Genomic DNA, 13,888 nt, shown 5'->3' with positions numbered 1-13,888 from the left:
CAGCCGGGTCTGTGCCGCCGTCCGATCGCGGGATTGTTCCGATTTCAGTGTCATCGCCATTGCTAGTCAGGTACGTTATTTACCTAAAGTAATTAGTTTTAGTGATGGACACGCGATAGGTTTCACGCTTTGTCAGCATTTCTCCAGTAAAGTTTTATTTCCGCAATGCTTTGTGTGGAGATTTTCCAGAAAGGTGGTTTTTGTGGCACACCACCGTCGTAATAGCCGACAGCCGGGGCGCGAGGCCCGTGTCACATGGTCGCCCTCCGATGGTCGCCATGACCGCCGTATCAGCCAGGATCCGGAGAGCGTTTCGACGAACCACTATCGTCACTCTCGTGAGCAACAAGCACGACTTCCCCACACTGCGCAGCCCCGTCAGTCATATCCCCGTCAGAAACGGGGGACAGAGTACCCGCAGCGATACACGCGGGGACGCTTAGACCGCAACGGGCGCCGCTTACCCAGTGACAATTTTTATTCCATACGGGCAGGAGCACTAGCAGAGGCCCGCAGACGCCGCCCCGAAGCAGATTTCCTCAAACGAGAATCATCGTCTGTCACCCGAGACTCATCGGCGGATCGCGGTGCGGGTGCCACTCGCCAGACTCATCACAACCGCCTCGACAGGGCTTCCACCTCGGCCGGTCATCGTGTCCGGCCAGCGTCGCAGGCACCTGAACGGTCCCGCACATCGCGCTCACGCCAGGGCACCCGCCGTCGCACGAAAGCCCAGCCCACTCGAGTATCGCCTACCCTTCCCGGTGGGCGGATCTTGGGATTGGATGGTCTCCGCGCTATCGCGATTCTCTCGGTCCTCCTCTTCCACCTTGATCCCGATCTGCTGCCCGGCGGGTTCATGGGTGTCGACGTCTTCTTCGTCGTCTCGGGGTTCTTGATTACCACGCTGCTGATCCGCGAACGCCACAAAACGGGTCACTCGAATTTGGCGAATTTCTGGATCCGACGTGCGCGCAGGCTCATCCCGGCGCTGGTCAGCCTCATCATCGTCGTCGTCCCGCTGACCTGGCTGTGCACGCGCTGGGCCGAACAAGCCCAGGACCTGTTGGTACGCATTGCTCCACAGATAGTCGGGGTCCTGACCTTCTCCTACAACTGGGTTGAGATCGCCGCCGGGTCGTCCTACTTCACCCGCAACGTTCCCCAGCTATTCATGAATTTCTGGTCACTGGCGGTGGAAGAGCAGTTCTACCTGTTGTGGCCCTGGGTATTCGTCTGGATAGCTCGACGACAGTTCGTCCGGCGTCGGGTGTCTTTCTCCCTGCTTATCGTCGCTGCGGCGTCTGCCGTCGGCATGGCAGTTCTCTTTAGCCCGGATTCGTCGACGCGCGTGTATTACGGAACGGACACTCACCTCTTCGGGCTCATGATCGGCGCCGCCCTAGCCTTCGAGGCCTCGCGCTCCGACGGCGGTTTCATCACAACCCGGTTCTGGTCCGCGGTGGGGCCGGTCCTCGGCTGGCTCTCCTGCGCCGGATTAATCGTTCTCATGATCATCATTGGCGACGGCTCAGCCGAAGCTTTCCACGGCGGCATTGCCGTGGCAAATGTCCTGACCGCGATCATGATCGCCAGCTTCCTGGTGAAACGTGGTGGCTTAGTCCGGCTGATGTCATCCCGCCCCGCGTCGTGGCTCGGCGATCGGTCCTACGCGGTCTATCTTTGGCACTGGCCGCTGATCATCCTCGCACAAATCGTCATCCCGACACCTGACAATAGTGCAGCATCGTGGGCAGTGCGGTTGGGCGCTGTCGTCGTTACGTTCATCGTGTGTGAGATTTCCCTGCGGTATCTGGAAACTCCTATCAGGCGCTTAGGGTTCCGTGGCGCGTGGGCCGCCTTTTGTGGGCTCTTCGTTTCACGTCCGGATACTCAGCTCGGTCACGGTCGTCGGACGTCGGCACGTCGGAGTTCCACAACAGCACGGCGTGTTCGGTTAACTCCGACCGCTGTGGCAACTCTAATTGTTCCCGTCGCGCTGGCGGCATGCACGGTATCTGTTGCCGCGACCGCGCCAGATAAAACACTCGTCGAACAGAAAATCACCGAAAATGAACACCTCGTCAATACTGGCGACGGCACGTCTGCGGGAGGTGGCGCTGGCGCGACGGGCGGGCAGGGGACAGACCGCTCGGACACCGTGGACTACACTCCGCCGGAGGGCAAGGACACGACCATGTTCGGTGATTCCATGCTTGTCACGACGGCCCCTGAGATCGTCAAAGACTATCCCGGCGTGGATATTGTTGCTCAGTCGGAGCGTGCGTGGGAGCAAGCTATTCCGATCATGCAAGATATGGAGCGCCAAGGGAAGATCCGTCGTGCCGTCGTTATTGCGCTGGGGACAAACTGGGGTGTCCGCGATCCTCAAGCTGTTGAGCAAGAAATCGATGAGATTCAGCGTGGGCGGACCGTCGTTCTGGTCAATACATACGGCGCTGGCTGGGAACCACAAGTAACGGACGAGTACCAAAAGATAGCAGCGAAATATCCGAATGTGACTGTGGCGGACTGGTCCGATGTGGCAGAAAAACACACCGGTGACTTGCAGTCTGATGGCATTCACCCGGACTACGGGGCGATGCCGATTTTCGTTGATTGCATTAAACAGGCTTTTGCCACGCTTGCTCATAATAAGAAATAGGGCCTAAGCCTTGGTGGGTCGCACCGATTTGTGCTCATCCGATACGAGCGGGCTCAGTACTGCAAGCCTTGAGCTTGTATGCTAGGGGAGTTCATGAACCATCATCGGTGGACACCGGATTGCGTGGCAGGCGCGCTCGACGCCCACTGATATTGACCGACAACCCAACAGGGGAGAATCTGTGTTTGAGTCACTGTCTGACCGATTGACCGGAGCGCTCAAAGGTTTGCGCGGTAAAGGCCGGCTGACTGAATCAGATATTAATGCCACGGCGCGTGAAATCCGCTTAGCTTTACTGGAAGCAGATGTGTCGCTTCCCGTTGTCCGCGCCTTCATTAAGAACATCAAGGCACGTGCTACGGGTGCTGAGGTATCAGAGGCTCTTAACCCTGCTCAACAGGTTGTCAAGATCGTCAACGAAGAGCTCATCGGCATTTTGGGCGGTGAGACCCGGCGCCTTCAGTTAGCCAAGAATCCCCCGACGGTGATCATGCTTGCCGGTCTGCAGGGTGCAGGTAAAACTACGCTGGCTGGGAAATTAGCTCACCACTTGAAGAAGCAGGGGCACACGCCGATGTTGGTGGCCTGTGACCTCCAGCGCCCGGGAGCTGTCCAGCAGCTGGAAATCGTCGGTCAACGTGCGGACGTCCCAACTTTCGCGCCAGATCCTGGTACCCGGACGGACACCGTCGAGCATGAGATGGGCCAGTCACACGGTGACCCTGTGGGTGTTGCGACCGCGGGTATTGAGGAAGCGCAGCGCACCAAACATGACGTGGTCATCATCGATACAGCCGGTCGGCTCGGTATTGATGAAGTCCTTATGCAGCAGGCGCGAGACATTCGTGATGCCACGAACCCCGACGAAGTCCTCTTCGTGATCGACTCGATGATCGGTCAGGACGCGGTTCATACTGCCGACGCGTTCCGGGAAGGCGTTGATTTCACCGGCGTTGTCCTTACCAAGCTCGATGGCGATGCTCGAGGCGGTGCGGCCCTCTCCATCCGTGAGGTGACAGGGAAGCCGATTCTCTACGTCTCCACGGGTGAAAAGCTTGACGACTTCGACGTCTTCCACCCGGACCGGATGGCCAACCGGATCCTGGGCATGGGCGATGTCCTGACGCTCATCGAGCAGGCTGAGCAGAAGATCAATCAGCAAGAAGCTGAGCGGTCGGCGTCGAAAATGTTTTCTGGGGAACTCACCCTGGATGACTTCCTTGAGCAGATGCTGATGGTGCGTCGCATGGGACCGATGGGCGCCATTTTGAAGATGCTTCCGGGCGGCTCCGAGATGTCCAAAATGGCCGATATGGTCGACGAAAAGCAGCTCGACCGCATCCAGGCCATTATTCGCGGTATGACTCCCGCTGAGCGTAATGATCCGAAAATATTGAATGCGTCGCGACGCCGTCGTATTGCTGCTGGCTCGGGTGTGACCGTTCAGGATGTTAATCGGCTGGTTGAGCGCTTCTTCGAGGCGAAGAAGATGATGAGCAAAATGACCAGCCGTTTCGGCATGGGCGGGGGGAGCGCAACAAAGAAGCAGAAGAAAGGCCGCAAGGGCAAGAAGGGGAAGAAGGGCAAGAACAAGAATAAGAACCGTGCCGCGGCGCAGCGTGGTGGCGGGATGCCGAACATGGATCAGCTGCAGCAGCTCCAGCAGCAGATGGGTATGGGCGGTGGAATGCCCGGTATGCCTGGGATGGGGCAGCAGAACCTGCCCAAGGGAATGGAAAATATCGACCTCAACAACCTCGACTTCGGGCAAGGCTCTCAGGGCCGACGGAAGAAGTAGCGCTGATAAGTCACGCCGATGAGTAACGCAGATAAGTAACGCTGTGCGGTGTTTCGGCAATTCGGGTGTGATCTGCTAGCATTCGGAAAGTTGTCTGTTTCGGCGTACTCGTCCGCGAGTAGTGCCGATGGGACAGCGCGTAGCGTTCCTGCGTAACACCGTCCTCGGCCACGGCCGACCGGTGGTCACGCGCAGGTTAAATCCAAGGGCTGAACCGGCTCCCTCCTGGTAGGGAGTGTCTGCACTGCCCGGTGACCACAGAAAGAAGAATATGGCTGTCAAAATTAAGTTGCAGCGGCTCGGTAAAATCCGTACCCCGCACTACCGTGTCATCGTTGCCGATTCCCGCACCCGCCGTTCGGGTCGCGCTATCGAAAACCTGGGCATCTACGAGCCCAAGGCAGATCCTTCAGTGATCCGCATCGATTCGGAGCGCGTCCAGTACTGGTTGGGCGTTGGCGCTCAGCCGACCGAACCCGTGCTCGCTCTGCTCAAGGTGACGGGTGACTGGCAGAAGTTCAAGGGCCTCCCCGGTGCTGAGGGCACCCTGAAGGCTCAGCCTGAGAAGAAGTCCAAGCTGGACCTCTTCAACGAGGCTCTTGCTGAGGCGAACAATGGCCCGACCTTGGAGGCCATCACCGAAAAGCGCAAGGCTGCGAAGAAGGCTGCTGAAGAAGCAGCGGCTAAAGAAGCCGAAGCTGAGGAAGCTGCTGAAGAGAAGACTGAGGAAGAATCAGCTGAGTAGTTTCACGTACTGTGGGGCTGTGCCTCATAACGTCTAGCTTGTGCTTACCCGGTGTGCAGAGTGACTCTGCGCACCGGTTTTTGTTTTGCTCCAGTTCCTCGGGGCCGTAGGAACTATAGTGGCAGCTATGACGAATGCATCTCCCTCCGATCTCCGCCGCACCACATCAGAGGTGACGTCGTCGGAAGAAAAAATTGTTCTCCACCTTGTTCGGGGCATTGTTCCTCACCCCGACGACGTGACCGTACGGACGACTTACCGGGGCCGGCAGCACGTTCTTATCGTTTACGTTCACCCCGACGATCGCGCAATGGTGATCGGGCGCAAAGGACGCCACGCCGAGGCACTGCGCACTATTCTGCGCAGCCTCGATCGCGATACTCGGATAGAGATTCGTTGACGTATTCGCTCCGCGGCAATGATTTTGTGATAATGACGTCGTGACCAAGCATGATAATTCCGCGGACGATCTCAATTACGTACAGATCGGTCGCGTCGTCAAGCCACACGGGGTCCGGGGAGAATTCGTCGTCGAACCAACCACTGATGATCCCGATGGGCGCTTCGCGGTGGGAAGCGTCGTCAAGGCTATGCCCGTGGGTGGGCGTCAGCGTCGGAATGGGGGATCTCAGGAGCCTTTTACTCTGACCGTGGCGTCGGTTCGGGGGCACCAAGGCAGAATCATCATGAAAACCGAGGAAATCCGGGATCGGAATGCCGCCGAGTCTTTACGGGGAGTGCGTTTCGTTGCGGAGCCGGTTATCGACCACTCCGACGACGAGTTTTATGACTTTGAGTTGGAAGGGCTCCACGTTCTCACAGTGGGCCCAGTGAGTGCGGAGGAAGCGCACGCGCGGGCCTATGAGGGAGCTCAACCAGAGCCCGAGGACATCGGAATTGTCAAGAATGTGTTGCGTGGCCCGGCTCAGCGTTTACTGGAAGTGGAGATAGCGTCCGACAATGCAGAGTCTGCTGATGCAGAATCCGGCGATGCGCCACGGACGGTCCTCATTCCATTTGTCCAGGCGATTGTACCGATCGTCGATATCGACAATGAGGCCATTGTTGTGGCCCCGCCCGAGGGATTGTTGGACCTACCGTAGGAGGACAGGATGGATAAGGAAGCGACCGTGCCTCACCACCTGCGGCTTGATGTCATCACCATCTTTCCCGCCTATATGGAACCCTTGCGGCACGCCCTGCTCGGTAAAGCAATCGAGCAGGGAATCATTAGCGTCGGTGTTCACGACCTGCGGCAGTGGGCCTCGGGTGTCCACAAGTCCGTCGACGATTCACCCTATGGTGGCGGCCCGGGCATGGTGATGAAGCCCGACGTGTGGGGAAACGCGCTTGACGACGTCGCCCAGGGGACTGGTCCCGCCGCTGAGTCCGCGGACCTTGTCACAGCCGAGGCTCACCGGCGCCAACCCAGGCACGACGACCTCCATCATTCATCTGACGGCATCAGTGGTTCGTCGGGGCAGGTCGTCGAGAGTGATCGCTCCGGCCACGCTGGCCACTCGGGGCACACCTCGTCAACGCCGGTACTCGTCGTACCAACCCCGACAGGTACTCCATTTACCCAGGAGCTCGCGCATGAGTTAGCGCAGGAAGACCACCTCGTTTTCGCCTGCGGTCGTTATGAAGGCATTGACCAGCGGGTTTTTGATGAAGCCCGCGGTCATTATCGCGTTCAGGAAGTGTCGATCGGCGACTACGTTTTGGTCGGCGGTGAAGTTGCTGTGTTAGTGATGGCTGAAGCGATCGTTCGTCTAATCCCGGGGGTCCTTGGTAATCGGCGCAGCCACGAGGAGGATTCGTTCTCTGAGGGGTTGCTGGAGGGGCCGAGGTACACGAAGCCCCGGTCGTGGCGCGGTCGGGACGTCCCCGATATTTTGCTGTCGGGTGATCACGCGAAGGTCGATCAGTGGAATCGCGAGCGCGCCTTGGAAATCACGGCCCAACGTCGGCCAGATTTGATTGAGCGCTGCCGGGCTGCGGGGCTTCTGAACCATGCTGACGATGAGTGGCTGGAGCACAACGGCTACCATCGGTCGGGTGATTATTCAGACCCTCGCTCATGAATTAGGTGTAACTGAACAACAAGTCCGCACGACTGTTGACTTATTGGACCAAGGTAATACGGTTCCCTTTATTGCTCGCTACCGCAAGGAAATGACCGGCGGTCTCGATGACGCCCAGCTTCGTACCCTGTCGGAGCGTTTGACCTATCTGCGGGAGCTTGAGGATCGCAAGCACACGATTCTCGAAGCGATTGATAATCAGGGCAAGCTGACCGATGAGTTGCGTGATCTCATTCAACAGTGCGACACGAAGGCTCGCTTAGAGGATCTGTATCTGCCGTATAAAAAGCGCCGCAGGACGAAGGCAGATAAGGCACGTGAAGCTGGTCTTGAGCCACTGCTTGACTCTCTACTTGACGACGCCACCCTGGAGCCGGAATCGGCCGCGCAAACCTATACAACCGAGGGGTTTGAAGATGCGAAAGCGGCGCTGGAGGGTGCCCGCGCTATTTTCGTCGACCGCTTAGCAACGAACGCCGATCTCGTCGGCCATATTCGCGATAGAGTATGGGATTCTGGTGCCCTCGAGGCTCACGTTGTGGAGGGCAAAGAACAAGAGGGGGCCACTTATCGGGATTATTTCGACTTCGCAGAGCAGCTCTCGGATGTGCCGTCGCACCGGGTGTTAGCCCTGTTGCGTGGTGAGCGTGAGGGGATCATCTCCCTGTCGGTCGATCCAGGCGACGATGATCCCTATATTGGCCTTATTGCCGACGATGCGGACTTGGGGAGCACTATTGACAGTGATGGCCCCGCGGCAGACTGGATTGAGAAAGCGATCCAGTGGGGTTGGAGAACGAAACTAAGCGTTTCCGCGAGCTTGGATGCCCGGATGCGGGCGAAAGAAAAAGCGGAAGCAACGGCGGTAGAGGTCTTTGCGAAGAATCTTCACGACGTCTTACTTGCTGCTCCGGCGGGCCCGAAGGTGACGATCGGCCTCGACCCCGGTTACCGCAATGGCGTGAAAGTGGCGGTCGTTGATAATACGGGGAAAGTATTGGATACGACGATCGTGTACCCCCATCAGCCACAGAACAGGTGGTCGGCGGCTATCGAAGAATTGGCGACGATGTGCGCACGCCACCATGTTGCCTTGATGGCTATCGGCAACGGAACAGCTAGCCGCGAGACAGAAAAACTCTCCCGCGAGGTGGCGGCCAAGGTGAAAGAGCTGGGGGGCGACGCTCCGACTCCAGTGGTGGTGTCAGAGTCGGGAGCCTCCGTGTATTCGGCGTCGGAACTGGCGAGTAAAGAGTGCCCTGATCTCGATGTTTCGTTGCGTGGGGCGGTGTCGATTGCTCGCCGTTTGCAAGACCCTTTGGCCGAGTTGGTCAAGGTCGATCCAAAATCGATTGGTGTTGGGCAGTACCAGCATGACGTCAACCAGTCATCCCTGACCGATGCTCTCAACGCTGTGGTGGAAGACGCGGTTAATGCGGTGGGGGTTGATTTGAACACCGCGTCGGCTCCGCTGCTGACCCGTGTGGCGGGCGTGACGCCGACCATCGCCGAGAACATTGTGGCGTACCGGGAGGACAATGGTGCTTTCGATTCGCGCACAACGTTGACAAAGGTTCCGCGCCTGGGGCCGAAAGCATTTGAACAGTGTGCTGGTTTCTTGCGTATCCGTGGGGGTTCGCAGCCCCTCGACGCGTCGGCAGTACACCCTGAGTCGTATGGTGTTGTCTCGACCATTGCGGATGCGACTGGTTTAGATGTGGACCACTTGATGGGCAATTCTCGAGTACTCAGTGGGCTCGACCCCGCTCAGTTTGCCCAAGGGGCTGTCGGGATTCCGACGGTAACCGATATCATCGCTGAGCTCGATAAACCGGGTCGCGATCCGCGTCCGGAGTTCCGGACCGCAACGTTCAAAGAGGGCATAGAAAAGGTTTCTGATTTAACTCCGGGAATGGTGCTTGAAGGAACGGTCACGAATGTTGCCGCCTTCGGAGCCTTCGTCGATATCGGAGTCCATCAGGACGGGCTCGTCCATGTGTCGGCGATGAGTGATCGTTTTGTGTCGGATCCGCACGATGTTGTGAAGTCAGGCCAGGTGGTTCGCGTCAAAGTTATGGACGTTGATACAGACCGGCAGCGGATTGGGTTGTCTCTGCGGTTGAATGACGAGCCGGGAGAGAAACGTCAGCGTTCTAGCTCGGGGGGCTCTAGCTCTCGGGGTCAACGTCGACAAGGCGATGATCGCGAGGACCGCCGAGATCGTCGCGGTCACTCGTCTCATCGACGTGCCCAGGGTTCGCGTAAGTCCAATCAGAGTGGCCGCAAGGCTCATCAGGGTGGTCGGCGAGGAGCGGGTACCCGACGTGAGCAGGGTGGCTCCATGGCTGATGCCCTTCGTCGCGCCGGGTTTGGCAAGTGACGGGCGGCAATGAGGTGACCATTGCTGATTAACGGGAAGTATAGGCCGAGATCCGGTGCTCAAGCTTCGGTAGACACACCGATTACGTCGGTTGAGTTGAAGAAAATACTGCTGTAGTGCAATAATTTCGGGGTTGTCTGTTTCGCCGAGTGCAAGCGAAAGTCATCGTTGCAATAAAAGCCATCGTCGTAACAATCGACGTTGGTCCTGGGATGCTGCACGGCACTATCCCATAACACTCTGCGTAACTCGACAGTGAAATATGTACTGGGTACGAACCGGCCGAGCGCCCTCCAGGGAAGTGCCGCTAGGTTCCTCTGCTCCGACTACGAAGGATCGTATTCATGAACATTCTTGACAAGGTTGATGCTGCGTCATTGCGCGACGATATTCCGGAGTTCCGCTCCGGCGATACCGTTGATGTCCACGTGAAGGTCATCGAGGGGCAGAAGTCCCGTATTCAGGTGTTCCGCGGCGTTGTTATCCGTCGCCAAGGCTCCGGTATCCGTGAGACCTTCACCGTCCGCAAGGTGTCGTTCGGCATCGGTGTGGAGCGTACTTTCCCGGTTCACACACCGAATATCGACCACATCGAGGTTTTGACCCGCGGAGACGTTCGCCGGGCCAAGCTGTACTACCTGCGTAACCTGCGGGGTAAGGCAGCCAAGATTAAGGAACGTCGTTAATCGGCTGTCCATCGTTGACCACCTCGGTGGTGTGACAATGAAGACCAATGTGAGTGCTCAGGCACATCGCATTGGTCTTTTTTGATGCCAATTGTGTCGTATGACCCTTTACTCATTGTGCGGTTGGCCTGAAAGGGGTCGGGTGTAGGTCAGTGTAGGGGAGGTAGAGGCAGTGATTGACCCATCAATCCCCGGGCCTGACATAACGATGCTCACGAATATGTGGGCGTAAAAAACGTCGTTTACGTAGAAACCATCGGCGTAAAGCGGGGAACCTCACCTTAAACGGGGGTAATTTTCGTCGGATGAGCCTTTTTCTACGGTTGCGTAGGTAGTTTGAATGTTGGTTCTTCAGTTTCCCCTCTCGTACGCTGTGAGCTACTACCGCAGTGCTGCCCGCGAAACCGGTATGACAACCGGTGACGTTCACAAAGCGTTGCAGTCGTGTTCCTGTCATCGAGAACTGTTGAAACTTTCTTATTACTGGATCGAATACACGTTGCACTCAGTCGCAGTGAATTAACTCTGATCACGTCGAGTCGAGTGCAAGGTTGTGCGAAAGGCTCATAATGCTCTCATCGCTTCACTCGTCGACGAAGAAAGTGGCCGCGTGTGTCCTTGCTGCCGCTACTGCTATCGCCGGAATGACAGGTGTGGTCGGCACTAACCCACAGGCTTCAGCTAAACCCATAACGACACAGGTTGATGTTCCTGCGGCGACGAATGTCTCATGGGCTGAAACCGTCGGCCACGGACCAAAAGAGGATAGCTTTGTTCAGGCGACATTGCTGGGCATGGCGAATCCGGCTTTGGCTCCTCAAGGTGCAAATGTGGAATGTACTCCTCGCCCCGGTGAAAATCCCATTGTTTTGCTTCACGGTTTGAACTCGAATTTCTATTCGACATATGCACGGATGGCTCCGGAACTCGCAGCTGCAGGGTTCTGTGTCTATGGATTCAATTACGGTGACCCGCGGCCGATGACGGCAGATAACGCGACGGCACCCGGGTTGATCCCTGGCCTGAATGGCCTTAACCCGATGGCGGATAGCGTGGATGAAGTTACCGCCAAGATTGATGCGATTCGTGAGAACCTAGGGGGTAGCGATGTTGACATCATCGGGTACTCCGAGGGTGGCTCGATGGCTGCCGCGTACACCAAGCGTAAAGAGGGTAAGGGCGTCGGTAAGGTCATCACCCTTGGTGGTGTTCTCAAAGGCACCACGTTGGTCGGAGTGAACCACCTCTATCAGGAGTTGGACGCTGCTGGATTGCCGATCAGCACTGTCGTTGGTGCGCTGGGTGGCCCGGCGTCGAATGACCTCTTAACTGGATCAGATTTCATGACTCATGAGATGAGCGACGTTGAGGTTCCTGGGGTCAAGTACGTATCCATTTCGTCTCATGCTGATTTGGTTGTCACGCCGACAAGTCATGCGCAGTTTACGACGGCTGCCGAATCGGGCAAAGACGTTGATGTCAGCAACATTGTGACGCAAGACGGATGCAATAAGGATTATGGCGATCACCTTTCGTACACGACTAATCCGCGTGTTATTGCTTATGCGATGAACGCGTTGGGCCGGGATGTCGCAGTTCCGTGTGTTCCCGCCGTTTTGTTCGCGACGTCATAGGCGGTGGACTCGGCAAAGTTGTTGCCCCACTGCGATCCGCCATCGCAGTGGAAACATCATGTTTTGCTGAATTCTGCTGGTACTATGACGGCCTGTGACCGAAACTAACCCACCGGGCTGGCGCCCCCGTACGAGCCCCGAGCGTTTACGTGCGTCGAGGACGAGCATCGATCGCTCGTCATCCGATGGGCGACGCGGTCGGCACCAGCCGTCACACACCTCGGTCAGGCAAGACAGCAGGCGACTACGGGCGCAACGGCATCCTCGCGGTAGCAACAGGCCTCAAAGCTATTCGGCACGACGTCGTGTCGCTGCTCCGTCGAAAGCCGAGCGCGCGAGAAAACAGTCGCCTCGTTCTGAGCGTCCATGGTATATCGATGTCCCCATTATTATCGCGATTGCGCTCATAGCGACCATTGCTTTTCAAGCAGTGGTGGGGCGGGTCTATGTCATTCCTTCTGAATCCATGGAGCCCACGCTGCATGGATGTACAGACTGCAATAATGACCGAATTTTTGTCAATAAAATGGTGTATGACTTCAAGGACCCCAAGCCCGGTGATGTGGTTGTTTTTAAGGGGCCTGACTCCTGGGATAATGCGTACACAACGAGTAGATCGAGTAATCGAATTGTCCGTGGTTTTCAAAACCTAGGGTCGTATATCGGACTCGTGGCCCCAGACGAAAATGATCTTGTTAAGCGTGTCATAGCAACCGGTGGGCAGACAGTGGAATGCTTACCTGGTGATAAAGGGGTCAAAGTTAACGGGAAGGACATTGATAATTCGTATATCATGAACCCGCCTTCCCGGAGCGTCGATACTAAAGGTGGATCGATTGCTTGTGGGGGCGAGTATTTCGGGCCCGTGAAAGTTCCCGAGGATCATCTCTGGGTCATGGGGGATAACCGCACCAATTCGAGAGATTCGCGGTTCCATATGGGGGATCAATACCAAGGAACTGTTCCGGTGGATAATGTGATTGGTCGCGTTGATGCTCGCATTTTGCCGTTCAATCGGATAGGTACTGTGAAACATCCTCAGACTCAGTCGTAGGGGATCGGTTGTGCTGACAACGTCGGGGCGTGCTCTGCTGGTCGACGGGCATTCGCGTACTTTTAACCAGGTGAGAGCGTGTGTAGAAACGAGTAAACATGCTGGTACCAAGCATGCTGGTGCGCGGTTGACCATTCATGCCACGCGAATTCGTCGTATGCCACAAGCTCGGACATATGAGCATGCGTTGGTCAAAGCGGGTTTAGGTCCCGTCGCTGGTGTGGATGAGGCAGGTCGGGGAGCGTGTTGTGGTCCGATGGCCATAGCCGCGTGCATATTACCGGCAAAGCCCATTCATCCCCTGGATAAGCTGACTGATTCTAAGAAACTTTCTCCCACAATGAGAGAAAAACTGTTCCCGATTATTAAGGATTCCGCTGAATCATGGTCAGTCATTCTTATCCCAGCTGCAGATATCGATAAATATGGGATCCAAGCCATGAATATCGCTGGAATGCGCCGTGCCGTAGGGGTATTAGACGAACGCCCTCACTATGTTCTTACTGACGCCATGCGAGTCGATGGGTTAACGCAACCGCATCTTCCGATCATCGGTGGGGATTCGGCCGCCCGGTGTATCGCGGCTGCAAGCGTCTTGGCGAAAGTTACTCGTGACCGCTACATGTGTGACCTTGCGGAGCGCTACCCCGAGTACGGTCTGGAGAAGCACAAGGGCTACGGGACTGCTCAACATATTGACGCGGTGCGCCTCCACGGCGGGACGCCCGAACATCGTTACACTTATCGGAACGTGGCCGAGGCGGTAGGTGCGTACCGTGCTCATCATTCGATCTGATCGTCTGACCTTTATTGAATTGACGTACATTATGTCGTATATCCGG

11 protein-coding genes are annotated in these 13,888 nt (G+C 56.8%); all 11 read left to right on the top strand.

The window, feature by feature from the left end:
• Positions 1-202: 202 nt before the first annotated feature.
• The 11 genes from KCQ76_RS01700 (at position 203) to KCQ76_RS01650 (ending at position 13,842) form a co-directional block, all read left to right on the top strand.
• Positions 203-2,665, top strand: a complete 2,463-nt coding sequence (locus KCQ76_RS01700) for an acyltransferase family protein (RefSeq protein ID WP_052722241.1) — start codon at positions 203-205, stop codon at positions 2,663-2,665.
• 181 nt (positions 2,666-2,846) lie between these two features.
• Positions 2,847-4,463, top strand: coding sequence for a signal recognition particle protein (gene ffh / locus KCQ76_RS01695; RefSeq protein WP_046202462.1), 1,617 nt, complete (start codon positions 2,847-2,849; stop codon positions 4,461-4,463).
• Between the two features lie 271 nt (positions 4,464-4,734).
• Complete coding sequence (gene rpsP, locus KCQ76_RS01690; protein WP_046202461.1) at positions 4,735-5,208, top strand: 30S ribosomal protein S16; 474 nt, start codon at positions 4,735-4,737, stop codon at positions 5,206-5,208.
• 127 nt (positions 5,209-5,335) lie between these two features.
• Positions 5,336-5,608 carry a KH domain-containing protein gene (locus KCQ76_RS01685; protein WP_052292482.1) on the top strand — a complete coding sequence of 91 codons (273 nt, stop codon included), beginning with the start codon at positions 5,336-5,338 and terminating at the stop codon, positions 5,606-5,608.
• A 40-nt stretch (positions 5,609-5,648) separates the two neighbouring features.
• Positions 5,649-6,311, top strand: a complete 663-nt coding sequence (locus KCQ76_RS01680; RefSeq protein ID WP_046202460.1) for a ribosome maturation factor RimM — start codon at positions 5,649-5,651, stop codon at positions 6,309-6,311.
• A 39-nt stretch (positions 6,312-6,350) separates the two neighbouring features.
• Positions 6,351-7,292 carry a tRNA (guanosine(37)-N1)-methyltransferase TrmD gene (trmD, locus tag KCQ76_RS01675; RefSeq protein ID WP_046202719.1) on the top strand — a complete coding sequence of 314 codons (942 nt, stop codon included), beginning with the start codon at positions 6,351-6,353 and terminating at the stop codon, positions 7,290-7,292.
• Positions 7,267-9,672 carry a Tex family protein gene (locus tag KCQ76_RS01670; protein WP_180962472.1) on the top strand — a complete coding sequence of 802 codons (2,406 nt, stop codon included), beginning with the start codon at positions 7,267-7,269 and terminating at the stop codon, positions 9,670-9,672. Before trmD ends, KCQ76_RS01670 begins: the two co-directional genes overlap by 26 nt.
• A 344-nt stretch (positions 9,673-10,016) precedes the next feature.
• Entirely contained in the window at positions 10,017-10,358 is a 342-nt protein-coding gene (gene rplS / locus KCQ76_RS01665; protein WP_046202459.1) for a 50S ribosomal protein L19, read from the top strand.
• A gap of 569 nt (positions 10,359-10,927) precedes the next feature.
• Positions 10,928-11,992: an esterase/lipase family protein gene (locus tag KCQ76_RS01660; protein WP_052722242.1), complete on the top strand. Its 1,065-nt coding sequence runs from the start codon at positions 10,928-10,930 to the stop codon at positions 11,990-11,992.
• Between the two features lie 94 nt (positions 11,993-12,086).
• Positions 12,087-13,046 (top strand): signal peptidase I, encoded by a 960-nt coding sequence (lepB, locus tag KCQ76_RS01655; RefSeq protein WP_082089815.1) that lies wholly within the window; start codon positions 12,087-12,089, stop codon positions 13,044-13,046.
• Between the two features lie 157 nt (positions 13,047-13,203).
• Positions 13,204-13,842 carry a ribonuclease HII gene (locus KCQ76_RS01650; RefSeq protein ID WP_180962476.1) on the top strand — a complete coding sequence of 213 codons (639 nt, stop codon included), beginning with the start codon at positions 13,204-13,206 and terminating at the stop codon, positions 13,840-13,842.
• Positions 13,843-13,888: the final 46 nt, after the last annotated feature.

The sequence above is a fragment of the Corynebacterium parakroppenstedtii genome (assembly GCF_019754935.1).
GTDB classification, from domain to species: Bacteria; Actinomycetota; Actinomycetes; order Mycobacteriales; family Mycobacteriaceae; genus Corynebacterium; species Corynebacterium parakroppenstedtii.
This window is presented reverse-complemented; position numbering and strand designations above follow the sequence as displayed.

What these genes read in the sequence shown, in the direction of transcription:
- KCQ76_RS01660 (WP_052722242.1), top strand. Translation starts at nt 10,928, where the DNA reads ATGCTCTCATCGCTTCACTCGTCGACGAAGAAAGTGGCCGCGTGTGTC.
- KCQ76_RS01685 (WP_052292482.1), top strand. Translation starts at nt 5,336, where the DNA reads ATGACGAATGCATCTCCCTCCGATCTCCGCCGCACCACATCAGAGGTG.
- KCQ76_RS01650 (WP_180962476.1), top strand. Translation starts at nt 13,204, where the DNA reads ATGCCACAAGCTCGGACATATGAGCATGCGTTGGTCAAAGCGGGTTTA.
- rpsP (WP_046202461.1), top strand. Translation starts at nt 4,735, where the DNA reads ATGGCTGTCAAAATTAAGTTGCAGCGGCTCGGTAAAATCCGTACCCCG.
- rplS (WP_046202459.1), top strand. Translation starts at nt 10,017, where the DNA reads ATGAACATTCTTGACAAGGTTGATGCTGCGTCATTGCGCGACGATATT.